We start from the raw sequence: 18,092 nt of genomic DNA on the forward strand, positions 1-18,092 counted from the left end.
ACGCACTGGCGAGTTTCAGCCCCCTAATCAATCCTGTGGAAGGTATGGTCCAAATGGCGGATGCGGCGCATCTCACGATCGACGACGAAACAGTGGACGGGATTCGGATCATTTGCCCCAAGGGCAAACTGGAGACCCTGTCGGCAAAGGACTTTGAAGCGCATCTCAAGTCAGCCGCCCAAGAGAGCGATTCCAGCCTGCTGATCGACATGAGCGGCGTAGATTATGTCACCAGTTTCGGTCTGCGGTCCTTGTTGATCATCACCAAACAGATCGCTCCGGCAGGACGCAAACTGATCCTCTTCGGCGTCAATCCATCGGTCCATGAAGTATTGAAGATCTCCGGCTTCCTCAAAATCCTCAGCGTGGTTGAGGGGCGCGATGATGCTTTGGCAGAGATACGGGGCTAGCTGACGTTATGCGCGCTCAGCGCCCTAGAAGGAGGCCGGGTGTATGACATCGGTTCTCGGGACTTTGGAAGTTGCAAACGAATTAGACGAACTCTCCAGGATCTACACCTTTCTGGACGACCTTGCTGCACGCCACGGTCTTGATGACCACATCCGCCGTCATCTGTCTTTGATCGTAGAAGAGCTTTTTTCCAACACTGTGTCCTACGGCTATCCAGAGGCCGTGGCTGACACCATCAAAACCGAACTCACCAAAGAGGGTGACAGGCTCATCTTGACCCTGGAAGATCACGCGACTTCTTTCGACACCGGGACTGCGCCGGTCCTCGATATGACAGAGATGTCCGCCGAGGACATGTCAGTTGGCGGCTTGGGGCTCTTTCTGGTTCATCAGGTGTCTGAAGAGGTGTCGCATTCCCGGAAAGACGGCACCAATACGACGCGGGTTGTCTTGCGGTTGGGCTCCAACGGATCCGATCAGAATTGAAATTCAATCATTGAATAGTCATCCGGCAACTCGGATTGACCAGACTTTTTCTGAACCCACTCCAGGATATGTGAAGGTATAGAGCCGTTTGCGGCAAGCGCCGCGTTGGCCAGACCTTCAAGGCTTAAAACATCGCCTTCAAGATCATCCACCTCATAGGTGCCGTCACTCAAGACCAGCAACCGATCGCCCGAGCGTACCGACACTTCGGACTGGTCGAACGTCATATCTTCAATGGCGCCGATCACCATGCCTTCGCTCGTTCCAATGAGCGAAAACGCCCCCTCGTCCTTGGTCGCTGGCAACAGAACGGCTGCCGGATGCCCTCCGGACGCATAAGACAGTTTACCGGTCGACCTCTGAAAAACGCCGTACCAGATGGTGAAGAACATGTTGTTCTGCCGTTCCATTGGGAAGGCGTTGTTCAACTTGAAAAGCACATCGGAGGGGATCCGGAAATCTGTTTCCGGCAACGCACAAGAGCGCAACACGTTGATAATCGAGACAGAGAGCAGCGCAGCTCCAACACCGTGCCCGCAGACATCGATCAGGTATATGGCAAAATGATCGCCATCGAGGTCATGATAGCCGAAGGAATCGCCGCCAAGTTCCGTTGACGGAACCAAAAGCCAGTCCGCTTTCGGGCCTTCCGACCTCGGTTCGGGCAGGATCGACAACACATATCGGCCGGCGTCAGCCAACTCTGCCTCAAGCCTGCGCTGGGTGTCCAGAAGCAGCTGATTGTTCTCTGCAAGCTGATCTTCCACGGCCTCGCCGTGTTCGATTGTCGCTTCGTAAAGAAGCTGTAAATCAGCGTGCTCGGCTTTCAGCTCTGCCAGCTCGGCGCGCAGGGTTTCCAATTCATCATTCATAGATGCGCTGTACCCGCCGGTTTGAGAATCAGATGAAAACGAATCCGTCATTTTCCGTTTCCAATAACAGTCAGAGTTTTTCGCCGCGCTTCCCACAGCCGTCCCGCCAGTCATTTAACGGTGTTTGTTGATTTTGGAAATACACTGTCCACGAGCAGCGAAAAATCAACATTCCCCAGATGCTTGCGCCCGCGCCAGCTGCAAAACTTGTCAATATTCAGGATAACTGCCAAAAGCCTTGATAATTCATACTGGTTGACACTCAAACTTCAAACAGTTGAACTACCCATGGGGCTAATATTTACCATTCTGGTTGGATCTAGCTTAACGATTTCGACGTCATACTTCCTGCCGCGGTGATAGGGAGCCGCAGTCATCTGTGTTCAGAAACTAAAACTGAGCGCAAATTTCGGCGTCAATAATGGAGTTTGGGCGACGTGTCATATTCGAACGCCAGCGGAGCGGGCGAAACGCCGATGATCGAGATCGATCTGGATGTTCGCGATTTTTCTTCAAACTGGGCCAACTGCGATCTTGTTTCGAGCTACGTCTCCCGGATGGTTTGCCACAACCGCCTCGATTCCATGCTGTTTGCCAATCTGTATTCCTCCGCGCTCAATGAGCTGATGGAGACAACTTTTCACAGACATGGAAACAACGGCAAGGTCGTGTGCCGGTTCAAACGCCGTGAGAATGGGGACCGGATCGAGATCGACATGCCGGGCAGCGAGGACATTGCCCGCTTCTACGATGATGCTGTCGCGTTGACCAAGCGGCCAGACAAAGACGCCATCTATCTGGATCGTCTATTCTCCACTGAGACCCCGGATACATCGCTCGGTCTTTTGGAGTTGAGCGTCGACTACGGGGCAGAATTCAGCCTGACCCGCGACCAATCAAACAACCGCATTTGCCTGACGGCCGATCTTGTTTTCGAGGATAAAGCATCGTGACTTCCCAAGCGACTGGCCACGCATTCGACTGGCGTTTCAATGAAAACGATCAGGAATTCTCCCTGCAGGGCTGCTTGCGGCCACAATCCGCCGATGAGCTCAATGGCTGCATGGAGGCCCTCGATACTGCAACGTCCACCGTCAAGGGCCGACTTTATCTGAACGTGCGCCGCCTTGTGCGGATGAACAACGTTGCGTTTCAGGCGATTGCCCGGCACCTGGTCGATACTTGCGTCAATCGTCCGGACCTGAACATCCAGGTGACGACGTCGAGCTGTGTCGGATGGTCGACACGCAAATTCCAGGCCTTGGAAAGCGCAAACCAGAACATCACGGTCAGTGAGTACGACAGCGACTTTTATCCCGGTCAGACCTTCCTGGAAGAAGGAGGTTTCATTCCGATCCTGCGGACTCAAACCAAGCTGACCTGGCACCACGAGCGCGAAATCCTCGGCCGTCATGGTCTGAAGCCCGGAATGCAGATGGCGGACATCTGTTGCGGAATTGGCGATTTCGCTATTCTGGCGCAAAAGGAATACGAACTTGGCAGGCTTGTCGCGCTCGATCACTCAAAATCGAGCCTTGATTATGCTCGCAAGGTTGCCGCCGAATTTGGCGTAAAGGGCGTTGAGTACGTTTATGGCGATGCCTCCGAGATGCTTCTGGAGAGCAACCAGTTCGACTTCGTCACTTGCCGCCATGCCCTACAGGTTTTTGATCATCCGGAAGAGATCCTGAAAGAACTCTACCGTATCTGCAAACCGGGCGGCCGGGTCTACATCACGAACGAGAAAAACTCACACTGCCTTGGCGAACCGCGCTCGGAAACCATTCAGTGGACCTACAACGAGGTCGCCAAGCTCTGGGATCATTTCGATATGGATATCGAGCTCGGCCCCAAGAGCCGGCGCTATCTGGCCGACGGCGGGTTTGAAGACATCAAGATGGAAAGCTTCATGGTCACCAACCTTGACGGCAATCCGCAAGACTTCGCAGACATCATCCAATCCTGGGAAAACGTTTATGCCGGCCAAATGGCCGTTGAACGTGGTGACAGTCCGGAACAGATTGCCCGTTTCCGGCAAGGTTTCCAGGATCACATTTTTGCTGCCCTGCACCCCAAAGGCTACGCTGGTTGGCCGATCTGGGTTGCCTCTGGACGGAAGCCTCTATGACACAGACCCAGTCTCCCGCGACCGCGGACAAGGCCGATCAGGAAGAAGAAATCGGCCGTTTTTCCCGGCACAGCTTTCGCGCCAAGTTCCTGCTTGTGGTTGGGGCGGCCGTGTTGTTCGACATCATGCTGGCCGGCGGTGTGGCCATCTGGAACGTTCAACGTCTTTCCAGAGACGCAACCGCAACTGTAAGCCAGGGTCTGACGGAAGCCACGCAAGAATACCTCAACACCTATATCGACACGACAGCACTTCGGACGAACCTGCTGCTTGATCAGACATACTCCGAAGTTGAGACCCTCGGCAGCTCGCTCCAGGCCTTGATCGATCACCCGGAAACGGAAATCCGGATCGGCGAAGCCGTGGAAAGTGACCCGGAACTGGGCGATCAGGACATCACCTTTGATCCGCAAGGCGGCTGGGCCCAGAACCTTGCTGGTCCATCTGTTGTCAGCATCTGGGGCTATTTGCTTGATGATGACGGCAACCTCCTGCCCAGCGCCAGAGAGGAAGTCATTGACAGCGCCGCCTTCAATCTGGTGGCCCCTGCCCTAATGTCATCGGGTTCGCAGAAACTGCAGATGTACTATGTCGGGCCCAAAGACACACCGATCATGAGGACGACGCCCTACACCACTCAGGCGCAAACTTTTGATCGGCTGTATCCGGGCCATAATGAAGAGAACTTCTGGAATTTCTTCTTTCCTGGCGTTTATGAGGGCTGGCAGAACTGGATCAGTGATCCATCCTCGCGCCCGGTTGAGCGAAACATCGTAGCAACAGAGCCCTATATCGACGCGATCACCGGCGCTCTGATTGTCAGCTTTTTCGAACCGCTGTGGACCCAGGACCGGTCTGACGTCGCCGGGATGGCGGCTGTTGATGTAACGCTTGACCAGTTCGGCGAGTTGGTTGAGAACGTGCAGATTGCTGACACGGGCTTTGGCTTCCTGACCAGCTCCGCCGGCAACGTCATTGCCGTAAGTGAAACTGGCGCGGAAAAGCTCGGCCTCATCTCAGTCGATGCCACGGGTCAGGGTGTGACCGGGATCAACCGCTTTTTGAACCAGAGCCGGTATCCCGCGATCTCGAACCTTCTGTTGCCGGAAGACGCCAACACGGTGATCAAAACCCTCGAAATTGATGAAGGCAATGGGCCGGAAAACTTTATCGTTGTTTTGAAGCGACTGGATCCGGTGAACCTGTGGAATGGCTCAACAATCATTTCAGAAAGCCTGACCCTTGGCTTCCTTGTCTCCGAACAGGAGATGTACGAAACGCTTGGCGAGGTGCAAGAGGAGATCTCCGAGGCTACACGCAGCATCGTACAGTGGCAGATCGCTGCCCTGCTCATCAGCTTGGTGATCGTGTTCATCGCCGTTTTCGCAATTTCAGGCCGGATTACCGCTGGTCTCAGCGCCCTGGCCAGCGCCGCGCGCGCGCTCCAGAACAAGGACTATTCCGTCCGGGTGAAAATCCCGAGCAAGGACGAGGTTGGTGCCGTGGGCACGGCATTCAACCGGATGGCTGAGGAAATCAGTTATCATACGGAAAACCTTGAAAAACTGGTCGAAGAGCGCACTGGTAAACTGGAAACCGCCAACAAGGAAATCGTTGCGCTCAATAAGCGTCTCCAAAACGAAAACCTGCGTCTTGGCGCTGAACTTGATGTCGCGAAGCGCATCCAGGAGATGGTACTGCCGCGGCGCAGTGAACTGGAAGGTATCGCCCAGATCGAAATCGCTGCCTACATGGAGCCGGCGGATGAAGTCGGCGGCGATTACTATGACGTTCTCCACGACGGCGGCCGGGTAAAAGTAGGTATTGGTGATGTGACCGGGCACGGACTGGAAAGTGGCGTCCTGATGCTCATGGTGCAGTCCGTTGCCCGGGCTTTGCAGGAAAAGGGCGACAACGACCCAATTGCTTTCCTCGAAGTCCTCAACCGCGCTCTTTACAAGAACATCGCGCGGACCAACTCCGACAAGCACATGACCCTGGCCTTCGTTGATTATGAAGACGGCAAGGTCACGCTCTCCGGCCAGCATGAAGAGGTGTTGATTATCCGGGCCAATGGCGATGTCGAACGGATCGACACGGTCGAACTCGGTTTCCCGGTTGGCCTGGAAGCGGACATTGCGCCATTTGTGCAGACTGAAGTCCTGAATTTCGGTCCGGATGACGTTCTTCTGCTGCACACGGACGGTGTGACAGAGGCGGAAAACCCGGACGGCGTTCTTTACGGCTTCGACAGGATGTGCGCCTGTGCCAAAGCCAATGCCGGCAAACCAGCAAAAGTCATCATTGAGGCGATACTGTCAGAAGTAAAAGCACACATTGACACACAAAAAATGTTTGATGACATTACCCTTGTGGTGATGAAGCACAGGTAGGCTATGACAGTGACATTCGGACACGCCGAGCTGACGAATGGACCGTCAGCAACCACGCTCCACATCACCCTCGCCGCAGAACCGCTGGAGCTGAGCTGGCAACACTGCGGAACAACCTCCGATTTTCTTGGCGATTATTTTGCAAAATGCTGTGCAAAGGGGGTCGATCAGGTCGACGCCCGCCACAGCATCGGCTACTTGCTGAACGAAATATTGGAGAATGCAGTGAAGTTCCGCCACGATGGCAACATCGAGATCAGCTGCTCACTGGACGGAAATCATTTCGAATCCGAGATTTCCAATATGATCGATCGGGCCACGGCGGAGAAGTTTCAGGAGCTCTTGAGGGAAATCCTGGCAAGGGATCCGGGCGAACTTCTTCTCGAACGCATTGAAGCCAACGCGACCGATCTGGACTCCTCCGGGTCCGGACTTGGGCTTTTGACGCTAATGAGCGATTATGATGCAAAACTCGGCTGGCGCTTCACACCGGATGCCAGTAATGGTTCGGTCAACTTGAAAACTGTAGCTGCGCTGACATTCTCCTGAGCGCGTACATAATTCCGAGGGAACGATTAGAATGGAAATCAGCACCAACGACTACCGTGTCTGGGCAGAAGGATCGAAGATCCATTATGAAGGCACGATGCGTCTGTCTGGTACGGAGGCGTATGCGCCAATCCTGGAACTCATGAACAATGTGCTCGATTCCAAGCCGGAAGAAATCGTACTTGACCTGACCGGTCTGGAGTTCCTCAACAGTTCCGGCATCAACCTTCTGGCGAAATTCACCATCGAGATCCGCAAGCAACCGGATATCGGTGTGCGCGTCCTCGGCTCAAAAGCCATTCCGTGGCAGTCCAAGTCCCTGCGTAATCTTCAGCGTCTGCACAAATCTCTCGAGCTGCAAATCAACTGACGGCCGCGCATTGAAGCGGCCGGGAAACCGGACATGATCAGCGGACGCCAAATTCCCGCAACAGGAAAAGCCCTCTTGGCACTATTGTGCCTAGGGCTTGCCTCGTGCCAGACCTCGACCAATCCTGAATTCAAGAGCACCTATGTCGGCAAACCTTCGGCGGACTTCTTCCTCAAATACGGCCCGCCATCCGACGTAATTGCCTATGATGCAATCCCGAAAGGCGCAGATCCGATCAACTACCCGGGTGGAGATCCCAAGGAGCTCGTTTACTACTGGTCGTCTATCAACGAGCGGACCTATACGGAAAAGAAGAACCCGAAGCCGCTGACCGACGAATGCAATCTGGCAATCCTGACGCGGGCCGATGGCAAAATCGTCCGGATGGAAGTCCAGAGCACATCAATGCCGCTTGAGAAGGTGAAGGCGTACTGCGAGACCATCGTCGAGTAGCCCGCACCAACACTCTCCGATTTCCGTCTATATTTCCTATGTTTCGACACCCTTTTGCGCGGCCCGAAACGCGCTGTGTCACCTAACGTGACCCGACTTATCTCCTATGCAAAATTTCGAATACAACGAAACAATTGTTTCAGAAATTGACAAGCTAAAAAACAAATGAAACAGTGCGCGCATGAAATCTGCGCGACCACAAATCCGGGCTGCCATCACAGCAAATTACGCTGATCTCAGCGAGACTTTGCGGACGGCCGCAGATTACCTTGCAGACAACCAGCTTGAAATCGCGACGCGCAGCCTCCGGGCGATAGCCGCCGCAAGCGGTGTCTCCCCTGCCAGCTATACCCGGCTTGCGCGGGCCATCGGGTTTTCAGACTACGAAGCCTTGCGCGAACAGGCGCGGATGGAGCTGAGCCAGCGCGGCAGCAGTTTTCAGGACAAGGCTCGCCAGTTGCGAAACGAAGCAGATCAGCCCCTTTTGCCGCGCCAGGCAGCTGCCTGTGTCGACAATATCAAGGCCCTCGTCGACGACATTGATCCGGTACGGCTGGAACAGGTTGTCGACTGCCTGTCGAAGGCACGCAGAACCGTCGTTGTCGGTGCACTCGCGTCGGCCGGGTTTGCCGATTACTTTGCTTATCTCGCCAATTGGTTCAACGACAGTTGGATTGTAGCGGGGCGCAATGGCGCGTCCCTTGGCGGTGCGCTCGCAAGCCTCACCAAAGACGACTGCATCGTGATCGTCTCCAAGCATCCGTATGCCCACCGCTCAGTCCGGGCAGCGGAACTTGCTGCAGAAAACGGTGCGAAAGTGATCGTCCTGACGGACAGTCATGCGTTTCCAGGGTTGCAATTCGCAGACCATCACTTCATTCAGCGCACTGAAAGTCCACACTTTTTCTCATCTTACGCGGCCACGCTCGTTCTCATTGAGACCATTACGGGCATGCTGGTCGCGCGAGCCGGTTCCGAGGCGGAAGCCCGGATCCAAAATGTCGACAGGCACAATCGCTTGCTCGATGAACTTGAAAATGTCTAGGGTGGGAGCACCGCTCTGGAACAAAAACTGAAATAGAGGGAAGCCTAGTCAAATGATGATGAAACTGAACCTTGCAGGTGCCGTTCTTGCGACCAGCATCGCCTTCACCGGCGCAGCTGCCGCAGAAGAATTCATCACCATCGGCACCGGCGGTGTCACAGGTGTTTATTACCCGACCGGTGGCGCAATCTGCCGCTTGGTAAACCGGGATCGCAAAGACCACGGCATCCGCTGCTCGGTCGAATCCACTGGTGGTTCTGTGTACAACATCAACACCATCCGTGAAGGCGAGCTGGAGTTTGGTGTTGCCCAGTCTGACTGGCAGTTCCACGCTTACAACGGCACTTCCAAGTTTGAGGAAAAAGGTCCGTTTGAAGAGCTGCGCGCTGTGTTCTCCGTGCATCCGGAGCCGTTCACAGTTGTAGCTCGCGCCGACTCCGGCATCACAACTTTCGATGACCTTAAAGGCAAGCGCGTCAACATCGGCAACCCTGGCTCCGGTCAGCGCGGCACCATGGAAGTGCTGATGGAAGCCAAAGGCTGGACCGCAGACGACTTCGAGCTCGCAACCGAGTTGAAGGCCGCAGAGCAGTCCGCCGCTTTGTGTGACAACCAGATCGACGCAATGGTCTACACCGTTGGCCACCCGTCTGGTTCCATCCAGGAAGCCACCACTGCGTGCGATTCCGTGCTTGTCACAGTTGGCGGTGACGCTGTAGACAAACTGGTTTCTGACAACAGCTACTACCGCACAGCGACCATCCCGGGCGGCATGTACCGCGGCAACGACGCTGACACTGGCACTTTCGGTGTAGGTGCAACTTTCGTGACATCTGCAAACGTGTCTGAAGACACCGTTTACACCCTTGTCAAGTCGGTCTTCGAAAACTTCGATGCCTTCAAGAAGCTGCACCCGGCATTCGCCAACCTGAAGCCGGAAGAAATGGCTCAGGACGGTCTGTCCGCTCCGCTGCATCCAGGTGCTGCGAAGTACTACAAAGAAAAAGGCTGGATCAACTAATCCGATCTTTTGAAATCCAGGCCCGGGGGCACGCCTCCGGGCCTTTTTCCAGCACAGCCATGGCACACAGAAGACCGCGTGCTGTTTTCAAGAGAAGCCTTTGTCCGGAGCCGCTTGGCTCATAGGACCAAATGAATTTTCGGACCGGCAAATTGGGGGCCGGACAAACGGGGGAACTATTGATGTCTGAAGAGTATCAGGCGAACAAGAAGGCCGGGTCGAGTGGCCTGTCTGAAGAAGAACTTCAGGAAATGGTCGCAGCGTCCGATTCCGGGTCGCGTAATCCTGCCGGCCCAATCGGGTTGTTTCTGGCAGCCGTGGCTTTGGCATGGTCGGCATTTCAGGTTCTTCTTGCCTCTCCCCTGTCCAATTACATCCTGCCGAGCGATCTGATCAACAACAGCCGCCAGGTCCACCTCTCATTTGCAATCTTCCTTGCCTTCATGGCTTACCCGGCCTTGAAGAGCAGCCCACGCCATCACATTCCAATCCAAGACTGGATCTTGGCACTCTCCGGAGCGTTTCTGGCGCTTTACGGCCTTTTCTTCTATGAGAAGATCGTCAACAATGGCGGACTTGCCGACCATGTCGACAAGTGGTTTGCGCTCGCAGGTATCTTAATCCTGTTTGAAGCGGCACGCCGGACCCTGGGTCCCGCGATGGCCATCGTCGCCACCATCTTCCTCCTTTACGTCTTCTTCGGGTCTTCCCAATGGGTACCCGAAGTCATGCGCTGGAAAGGCGCTTCGCTGCAAAAGGCGATGAGCCATATGTGGATCACGTCGGAGGGGGTCTTCGGTATTGCCCTTGGCGTCTCCACCAAGTTCGTCTTCCTGTTTGTTCTGTTCGGGGCTTTGCTCGATAAGGCGGGCGCGGGCAACTACTTCATCAAGATGGCCTTCGCAGCGCTCGGCCACCTGAAAGGCGGCCCGGCCAAGGCGGCCGTTGTGGGGTCAGCCGCAACCGGCCTCATCTCAGGTTCGTCCATCGCGAACGTTGTTACCACCGGCACCTTCACCATTCCCCTGATGAAACGGGTTGGCTTCACCAATGAGCAGGCTGGTTCTGTTGAAGTGGCCTCGTCGGTAAACGGCCAGATCATGCCACCGGTCATGGGGGCTGCCGCCTTCCTGATGGTGGAGTATGTTGGCATTTCATACGTTGAAGTGATCACCCACGCCTTCCTGCCGGCGGTCATTTCCTACATCGCTTTGGTCTACATCGTGCACCTGGAAGCGGTGAAACGGAACATGCCGACCATTGGCCACAAGACCGTGTCCACCTTGCGTACGGTTCTGGGCATGTTCTTCTTCTTCGCAGGCTTTGCCGCGCTTTGTTATGGAATCAAGTTCCCGATCGGCTGGATCACGGCTCTAGTGCCGGATGGCGCCAGCTGGATCCTCGCGGTTCTGGTTTTCGTTGCGTATCTCGTGCTTCTGAAGCTCGCAGCAAGCGTTGAGGATCTGCACCCGGATGATCCGAACGCCAAGCATATTGTCCTTCCGGAAATCGCAGACATCTACAAATCCGGCCTCTACTACCTGCTGCCGATCGTTGTGCTTGTTTACTTCCTGATGATTGAGCAGAAGTCCCCGGGCCTCTCCGCCTTCTGGGCAACCACCCTCCTCTTCGTCATCCTTCTGACGCAGCGGCCGATCAAGGCGATTTTCCGCGGCGAAAACAAGATGGTCGAGGAATTCAAGGAAGGCGTTGTTGATCTCGCCAAAGGCATGATCGACGGGGCCCGCAACATGATCGGCATCGGCCTTGCTACAGCAACCGCCGGCATCATCGTCGGCACGGTGACCCTGACCGGTATCGGACAGGTTATGGCCGACCTCGTCGAGCTGGTGTCCGGTGGCAACCTTGTCCTGATGCTGGCCTTTGTCGGACTTCTTTCGCTGGTCCTCGGCATGGGGCTTCCGACCACGGCGAACTACATCGTGGTGTCCTCGCTGATGGCCGGTGTGGTTGTTGAGCTCGGCGCCCAATCCGGCCTGATCGTGCCGCTGATTGCGGTCCACCTGTTCGTCTTCTACTTCGGCATCATGGCGGATGTGACGCCCCCCGTGGGTCTTGCGTCCTTTGCCGCGGCAGCGGTGTCGGGCGGCGATGCTATCAAGACCGGCTTTACGGCGTTCTTCTATTCCCTCAGAACCATCGCCCTGCCGTTCGTCTTCATCTTCAACACCGATCTGCTTCTGATCGATGTCGGCTGGGGACAAGGCATTTTGGTCTTCATTATGGCAACGATAGCCATATTGGCCTTCACGGCCGGAACCATGGGGTATTTCGTCACCCGCTCGCGCATCTATGAAAGCATCGCTCTGGTGCTTGTTGCTTTCATCCTGTTCCGTCCGGACTTCTTCATGAACCGGATCCAGCCACCGTTCGAGATTGTTCAGCCGACCAGTTTCGTTGAGGCCGTTGGCAAGGCGAATCCGGGCGATGACATTCGGATAACCGTGAATGGCCCGGACTTTGATACCGGATCAAAAGCGGAGACCACCTTCATCCTCACAGTCGGCGATGAAGCTGATGCCGAGGCGCGCCTGTCGGCCGTCGGGCTGACTGTCTTTGACGAAGACGGGGTCATGAAAATGGATGAACCCTTCCCGGGCACACCGTTCTTCGAAACACTCGGCAACTTCGATTTCTACGGGGACGACCCGGTCCAGATCGCAAAAGCCCAGGTGTCTCTTGAGCAAATGCCGAAGGAGCTGATCTACATCCCGGGTCTTCTGCTGCTTGGCCTGATTTATCTGCTCCAACGCCCGCGGGCCCGTGTCGAGCGCAAGGAAATGGAAGGAGTTCCGGCATGAACAAGACCATTCTTTGCGCGGTCGATATCTCTCATCCGGAAGACCGCGAGGTCCTTCAGACCGCCGACAAACTCGCCCGGCTCGACAACGCCCAACTCGACGTGATCACCGTGGTGCCGAATTTCGGCGTGACGCTTGTCAGCTCCTATTTCGATGAGAACTTTCAGGATGAGATCGTCAACGACACACAAAACAAGCTGACGGATATTGTCGGCAGTGTCTTGGGCGAGGAGCGCAACAAGGAGATCCGGCATGTCGTTGCGACGGGTTCGATTTACGAAGAGATCCTGGAGCTGGCCAAACGGACCAACACGGATCTGATCGTGATTGGCGCCCATAAGCCGCAACTGCGGGAGTTCCTGCTTGGGCCAAACGCAGCCCGCGTTGTCCGGCACTCAAAGTGTTCGGTCTATGTCGTCAGGGTCTGATCTGACAGTGCAAAAACAAACAAAGGGCCGGGATTTCCGGCCCTTTGTTTAATTCAACTTCTTGAAGCGGACGTTCTGGATGTTGAGCGGCCCAACGGGCGTCATCAGGCTGGCTCTGTAGAGCAGAAGATACGGTTTGCCCGGCACCTCGGCCAAGTGGATCTCCATCGAGGTATTGGCTTCCAATTGCTGGATGGTCCTGCGGTTCGGCCTATGACCGGCTATCGCCTTGTAGCGCGCAGAGCACGTGAGGACGCCGCCGGAGTAGCCCTTCCGGCCACCGCGTTTTTGATACTTTGTCTTGTAATCGAGCACGAGGTCGTAGCGGTCGCGGCCATCATAAATCGGGATGGTGCGCTTGCAGCTGTCCGGGTGCAGGCCCTTCGGAGCTGGAAACAAAACCGCGGTCAGAGGATCAATGACCCCGCGCTTGTGTGTCTCGGTCACCTTGATCCGTTCGTTCATCCGGTCTTGGGCCGGGTGGATCTTGGTTCCCGTGACAGCGCCATTCGCCATCGAGAGTGAAACAGTGTTCGGTTTGCCATCTTCTTCCGCCTCCATTGAAAAAGAGGCGGGGCTCAGACCTTGCGGCGATACGGAGCCAGTCGCGAGCACATTGCCGGAGCCATCAGACACAAAATTGCCGAAGGCTGCCATCTTGCCTTGTCCGTGGATCTTGTAAGACTGGTCCTGAAGATCGATGGAAAGTGCCCCCTCCCCGATCTTCAACCCCGTCAGCGAGATGTCGTATTTCACATAAAGGCTGCTCGCCTCGACCGGCATGGCAACAAAGCAAAGTGCTGCGGCAAGTGATTTCAGGTGCATCGGGCTCCCCTTCGTTCCGGCTCCTCATCATTTCTGAAAAGGAGACTGCCCGATGATTTAGGCGCCAGTACGGAGAGTTGGTTCATCTGACATTCATCTTACCAGCGCCTCCACACACCTGATCGTTCAAAGAACGTTGCACAACGTTCCAAAGATAAGCGGATTTGGAAAGGATGCTGTTGCATTACCTCCGCTGGCGCCTATCTGATCGTAATAATGCGATGACTTGAGGTGTCACACCGTTTCATCGTGACGAGATCGACCAATATCCGGTTCTGGAGACATTGACCAAATGAGCGATACGACCACTTACACCCCGCCGAAAGTCTGGACCTGGGAGCAGCCGAGCGGCGGCCAGTTCGCCAGCATCAACCGGCCGGTCTCCGGTTCCACGCATGAGAAGGAATTGCCAGTTGGCAAGCATCCTTTGCAGCTCTATTCGCTTGCCACTCCCAACGGCGTCAAGGTCACCTTGATGCTGGAGGAACTGCTCGCCCTTGGCCACAAGGGCGCGGAATATGATGCATGGCTTATCAAGATTGGCGACGGCGATCAGTTTGGAAGCGGATTTGTCGGCGCAAACCCCAATTCCAAGATCCCGGCCCTGGTCGATCACAGCACACCTGCTAAAACCCGCGTCTTCGAATCTGCGTCGATCCTGATGTATCTCGCCGAGAAGTTTGGAGAATTCCTGCCGGCAGAAGGCCCTGAGCGGACAGAAACCCTCAACTGGCTGTTCTGGCAGATGGGCTCTGCGCCCTATCTCGGCGGCGGTTTCGGTCACTTCTACGCCTATGCGCCGGAGAAATTCCAGTATCCGATCGACCGCTTCTCCATGGAAACGAAGCGGCAGTTGGACGTGCTGGACAAGGCGCTCGCCGAGCGGCCCTTCATTGCCGGTGACAATTACTCGATCGCCGATATGGCGATCTGGCCGTGGTACGGCGGCCTGGTTCTGGGGCGTCTTTACAGTGCAGCGGAATTTCTTTCCGTCCATGAATACAAGAACCTCGTTGCCTGGGCTGAAAAGATCGACGCCCGTCCGGCAGCAATCCGCGGCCGCATGGTCAATCGGGTGTTTGGGGACGAAAGCGGTCAGCTCGCCGAGCGGCACGATGCCGCCGACATCGATGCGCAATTGGAGATTGCCAAGGCGGCTGCCGAATAAACGGCTTCAGAAGCTATTTGCAAAAAGGCGGCTCAAACGAGCCGCCTATTTTTTCATCCGAATAAAACCAAACCGGGATCAACCAGCCGCAGCTCAATCAGATCACTAAAGAAGCTATCGCATCCTTTTGCGGCGCTGCGTCGGCGTTTCGCCATACTCAGCCTTGTAGGCGAGCGAAAACGATCCCGCGGAGCCAAAACCGCAGGAAAGAGCGATCTCGATCTGTTGCAGATGGGTGTCCACGACGAACGCATGCGCCTTCTTCAGGCGGATTTTCTTATAGAGTTTCGACGGCGTTGTGTTGAAATAGACTGTAAACAACCGCTCCAGGTGGCGCGTTGACAGGCCGACCTCCTTGGCAACATCTGCGAGACGCAGCGGCTGTTCGATGTTGGCCTCCATGAGCCGCAGGGCATTCTGCAGCCGCTTTTCGAAGTAACTGGAGCTGTAACTGCTGCCTTTGGGCTGTTCCGACGAGAACCCCCGGACGCGATCAAGCACAAGCAAGCTTGCAATCTCAGCGCACTGCCGCCGATCCAATTGACCTTCCAGGACGCCGATCATCGCTTCGAGGGTATGACCGTGACCGGCGCAGGTCAGGACAGTGCCATGGGTTTCCACAAGACTGTCTGTCAGTTTCGGATAGGAGCCGACTTCCTGCAACAAAGACACGTCACGCCAGTGCGCGGTCGTAGGCGCATCGAGGTTATTGACCGACCTCACATATTGGCGGGATGCATCAGAAAGCAGGATGACGCGTCGTTGCAACTGTTGCATCGCCCTCAAGCGCGCCAGCCATGCCTCGGGTGGGTTGGTACGGCCGCCGATGACGACCAGGCAATCGCACAAATACTGGCCGCTAATGGCCGGAGCGGCACGGACGATCAAGTCTGAGCTGCTGGTCACCAATCCCGGTTCATCAGAGATGATTTTCCAGGAATAGACGTCATTGTTGAGCATATCGTTTGCTGTGCGCAGTACTGTCGTAACCGCAGAAAGTTCCAGGTCCGAAAACCCGGGCTGAACAAAGATCTCAAAAACTACCTGTTCGCCTTCTTCGAATTTCGCGTCTTTGGTTGGAACTTCAGCTCTTTTGTTCATGTTTCCAATGCTAGCAGCTCACGCCAAATCATTTGTGTCTTCAGATTACTCATCTACATCAAAGAAAGGAGCGCCCGAAGTACTTTCTTTCAGGAGATCGGTGTGACCCGCCCTGCCTCACTGTTTGGCTGATAGCTTGAGGGTCCAAACAGGCACGTTCGGTCGAAGCCGCGCAGATCACTTGCGGACTTGAAGTGACCTATTCAGCTGCGTGTTTCAGGCTGGCCATGAGATGGTGGAATTTCTCGCCCTGAACCGCGACGTGGCCCCGGATGGCCGCAGCTGCAGCTTCGCCATCCGCTTTTTCCAGTGCAGTCACGATGGCCTTGTGCTCGGCCATGGATTGCGGCAAGCGTCCTCTTGCCCTGAGCTGCATCCGGCGGAAGGGTTGCAGGCGCCGGTAGAGCCGGAGGCACTCCTGCTCCAGAAACCCGTTCCCGGACTGCCGGTACAAAATGGCGTGGAATCGCTCGTTTTCCAGGTAATAGCCATCGGTGTCCTGGGCCGCGACCGCTTCATCACAGCGCGCATTGGCAGCATGAAGGTCTGCCAAAGCTTGGTCCGAGATGCGGCTTGCGGCAAGACGCGCACAGACCGCTTCCAATTCGGCCATCACCTCGAACATTTCAAGAAGCTCGACCGGACCCGGCTGGCGCACAAAGACACCACGCCGGGGGATCTGCTCCACAAGACCTGACTGGGATAAGCGCTGCAACGCCTCCCGGACCGGGGTGCGTGAGACGTCAAACCGCTCGGCGAGCTGGACTTCATCCAAACGCGCGCCATCTTTGTAGGTGCCATCAAGAATGAAGCCCTCCAATTCGTCGGCGATCAGATCTGCACGTTTCCTATCCATGCCGCTGACATAAACACACCTATTCTCTGCACGCAATAATTTCCATCTTGTATACAAAAAATTTGACGGAGAATACATTCGGTGCAAGGATGCCTTCCGAGCTTGACCAAACGTCACACGCTCTTTGGGAGGAACAACAATGACCATGAAACTGACATCCGCCGTTGCAGCTGCCGCGCTGCTCGGTTCGGCTTTTGCCGCCAATGCCACGGAACTGCGCCTGTCGCACCAGTGGTCCACCGGCGATGTGCGCCACAAGGTGGCTGAAATCGTTGCCAATGAAGTTGCCGCTGCCGACGTCGATCTTGAAATCAAGATCTTCCCGTCAAAATCCCTTTTCAAGCCGCGCGAGCAGTACAAGCCGCTAAGCCGCGGTCAGCTGGATATGACTGTGTTTCCGCTGAGCTATGCCGGCGGCCAGCAGCCCGCCTACAACCTCACCCTGATGCCAGGTCTGGTGAAGAACCACGATCACGCAGCCCGTCTCAACGAAAGCCCGTTCATGGGCAAAATTGAAGAGATCATGGCCGGCGATGACGTGATGGTTTTGGTTCACGGCTATCTTGCTGGCGGCTTTGTCGGCAAAGACAAATGCATCACCGCCCCGGAACACGTGAAGGGACAACAAACCCGTGCAGCCGGTAAGGCATTTGAGCAGATGCTTGCCGGTGCTGGCGCCTCCATTGCGTCCATGGCATCGTCTGAAATCTACAACGCCATGCAAACCGGCGTTCTGACAGCTGCGAACACCTCGTCCTCATCTTTCGTCAGTTATCGGATCTACGAGCAGGTCAAGTGCTACACACCGGCCAGCGACTTTGCCCTATGGTTCATGTATCAGCCGCTTTTGATGAACAAGTCTGCGTATGACGGCCTGAACGATGCCCAAAAAGCCGCGTTGCAGGCAGGCGCTGCCAAGGCTGAAGCGTTCTACCTGGAAGAAGCCAAAAAGCAGGATGCGGCTTCTGCCGATATCTTTGCAGAAAATGGCGTCGAGATTGCGCAAATGAGCCAGGAAGAGTTCGACGCCTGGCGGGCCCTTGCGCAAGAGACCTCCTACAAGGCGTTCATCGAGCAAACCCCGGGCGGCCAGGAGCTCTTGGATATGGCTCTGTCAGTCCAATAAGTCTTTGACAGGGGCGGTGTCACACCGGCCCCGTCTCT

At 55.6% G+C, this 18,092-nt stretch carries 18 protein-coding genes; 14 read left to right on the forward strand and 4 right to left on the reverse strand.

All coding sequences use genetic code 11. The features are described from left to right. The first annotated feature begins 53 nt into the window (after positions 1–53). Together SADFL11_RS09105 and SADFL11_RS09110 are read left to right on the forward strand one after the other, a co-directional pair. Complete coding sequence (locus SADFL11_RS09105; protein WP_167578969.1) at positions 54–410, forward strand: STAS domain-containing protein; 357 nt, start codon at positions 54–56, stop codon at positions 408–410. A gap of 43 nt (positions 411–453) precedes the next feature. After that, positions 454–897 (forward strand): ATP-binding protein, encoded by a 444-nt coding sequence (locus SADFL11_RS09110; RefSeq protein ID WP_008196930.1) that lies wholly within the window; start codon positions 454–456, stop codon positions 895–897. Here SADFL11_RS09110 and SADFL11_RS09115 read toward each other — a convergent pair. Further along, the gene (locus SADFL11_RS09115; protein WP_008195185.1) at positions 888–1,820 is read right to left on the reverse strand and encodes a PP2C family protein-serine/threonine phosphatase; all 933 of its coding nucleotides are present in this window, start codon (positions 1,818–1,820) and stop codon (positions 888–890) included. The two genes, SADFL11_RS09110 and SADFL11_RS09115, sit on opposite strands and share 10 nt — an antisense overlap. Before the next feature lie 386 nt (positions 1,821–2,206). Here SADFL11_RS09115 and SADFL11_RS09120 point away from each other — a divergent pair, with 386 nt between their 5' ends. From SADFL11_RS09120 to SADFL11_RS09165, 10 genes are all read left to right on the forward strand, one after another. Then, positions 2,207–2,722 carry a hypothetical protein gene (locus SADFL11_RS09120; RefSeq protein ID WP_134852963.1) on the forward strand — a complete coding sequence of 172 codons (516 nt, stop codon included), beginning with the start codon at positions 2,207–2,209 and terminating at the stop codon, positions 2,720–2,722. Next, the gene (locus tag SADFL11_RS09125; protein ID WP_008192028.1) at positions 2,719–3,897 is read left to right on the forward strand and encodes a class I SAM-dependent methyltransferase; all 1,179 of its coding nucleotides are present in this window, start codon (positions 2,719–2,721) and stop codon (positions 3,895–3,897) included. The genes SADFL11_RS09120 and SADFL11_RS09125 overlap by 4 nt, the downstream gene beginning before the upstream one ends. Then, on the forward strand, positions 3,894–6,290 hold the full coding sequence (locus tag SADFL11_RS09130; protein WP_008193723.1) for a SpoIIE family protein phosphatase: 2,397 nt from the start codon (positions 3,894–3,896) through the stop codon (positions 6,288–6,290). Before SADFL11_RS09125 ends, SADFL11_RS09130 begins: the two co-directional genes overlap by 4 nt. 3 nt (positions 6,291–6,293) lie before the next feature. Further along, complete coding sequence (locus SADFL11_RS09135) at positions 6,294–6,839, forward strand: slr1658 superfamily regulator (protein WP_008190921.1); 546 nt, start codon at positions 6,294–6,296, stop codon at positions 6,837–6,839. A gap of 31 nt (positions 6,840–6,870) precedes the next feature. Continuing rightward, on the forward strand, positions 6,871–7,209 hold the full coding sequence (locus SADFL11_RS09140; protein WP_008194444.1) for a slr1659 superfamily regulator: 339 nt from the start codon (positions 6,871–6,873) through the stop codon (positions 7,207–7,209). 33 nt (positions 7,210–7,242) lie between these two features. Continuing rightward, positions 7,243–7,662: a hypothetical protein gene (locus SADFL11_RS09145; RefSeq protein WP_008196115.1), complete on the forward strand. Its 420-nt coding sequence runs from the start codon at positions 7,243–7,245 to the stop codon at positions 7,660–7,662. A 181-nt stretch (positions 7,663–7,843) separates the two neighbouring features. Next, positions 7,844–8,707, forward strand: coding sequence for a MurR/RpiR family transcriptional regulator (locus SADFL11_RS09150; RefSeq protein WP_008194049.1), 864 nt, complete (start codon positions 7,844–7,846; stop codon positions 8,705–8,707). Between the two features lie 52 nt (positions 8,708–8,759). Then, complete coding sequence (locus SADFL11_RS09155) at positions 8,760–9,728, forward strand: TAXI family TRAP transporter solute-binding subunit (RefSeq protein ID WP_186009031.1); 969 nt, start codon at positions 8,760–8,762, stop codon at positions 9,726–9,728. A gap of 182 nt (positions 9,729–9,910) precedes the next feature. Further along, a complete protein-coding gene (locus SADFL11_RS09160) occupies positions 9,911–12,550 on the forward strand; it encodes a TRAP transporter permease (protein WP_008196253.1) in 2,640 nt (879 codons plus the stop codon). Beyond that, on the forward strand, positions 12,547–12,978 hold the full coding sequence (locus SADFL11_RS09165; protein WP_008195498.1) for a universal stress protein: 432 nt from the start codon (positions 12,547–12,549) through the stop codon (positions 12,976–12,978). Before SADFL11_RS09160 ends, SADFL11_RS09165 begins: the two co-directional genes overlap by 4 nt. A 48-nt stretch (positions 12,979–13,026) precedes the next feature. On the opposite strand, the gene SADFL11_RS09170 is transcribed toward SADFL11_RS09165, so the two are convergent. After that, complete coding sequence (locus SADFL11_RS09170; RefSeq protein ID WP_008197201.1) at positions 13,027–13,803, reverse strand: DUF3108 domain-containing protein; 777 nt, start codon at positions 13,801–13,803, stop codon at positions 13,027–13,029. Between the two features lie 292 nt (positions 13,804–14,095). Here SADFL11_RS09170 and yghU point away from each other — a divergent pair, with 292 nt between their 5' ends. Continuing rightward, entirely contained in the window at positions 14,096–14,971 is an 876-nt protein-coding gene (gene yghU, locus SADFL11_RS09175) for a glutathione-dependent disulfide-bond oxidoreductase (RefSeq protein WP_008196410.1), read from the forward strand. A gap of 114 nt (positions 14,972–15,085) precedes the next feature. Here yghU and SADFL11_RS09180 read toward each other — a convergent pair whose 3' ends face one another. Then, complete coding sequence (locus SADFL11_RS09180; RefSeq protein WP_008188622.1) at positions 15,086–16,072, reverse strand: GlxA family transcriptional regulator; 987 nt, start codon at positions 16,070–16,072, stop codon at positions 15,086–15,088. 199 nt (positions 16,073–16,271) lie between these two features. After that, positions 16,272–16,928, reverse strand: coding sequence for a GntR family transcriptional regulator (locus SADFL11_RS09185; RefSeq protein ID WP_008195601.1), 657 nt, complete (start codon positions 16,926–16,928; stop codon positions 16,272–16,274). Between the two features lie 139 nt (positions 16,929–17,067). Here SADFL11_RS09185 and dctP point away from each other — a divergent pair, with 139 nt between their 5' ends. Next, the gene (dctP, locus tag SADFL11_RS09190) at positions 17,068–18,054 is read left to right on the forward strand and encodes a TRAP transporter substrate-binding protein DctP (protein WP_008196891.1); all 987 of its coding nucleotides are present in this window, start codon (positions 17,068–17,070) and stop codon (positions 18,052–18,054) included. Positions 18,055–18,092: the final 38 nt, after the last annotated feature.

Source organism: Roseibium alexandrii DFL-11, from assembly GCF_000158095.2.
In the GTDB taxonomy this organism is placed as follows: Bacteria; Pseudomonadota; Alphaproteobacteria; order Rhizobiales; family Stappiaceae; genus Roseibium; species Roseibium alexandrii.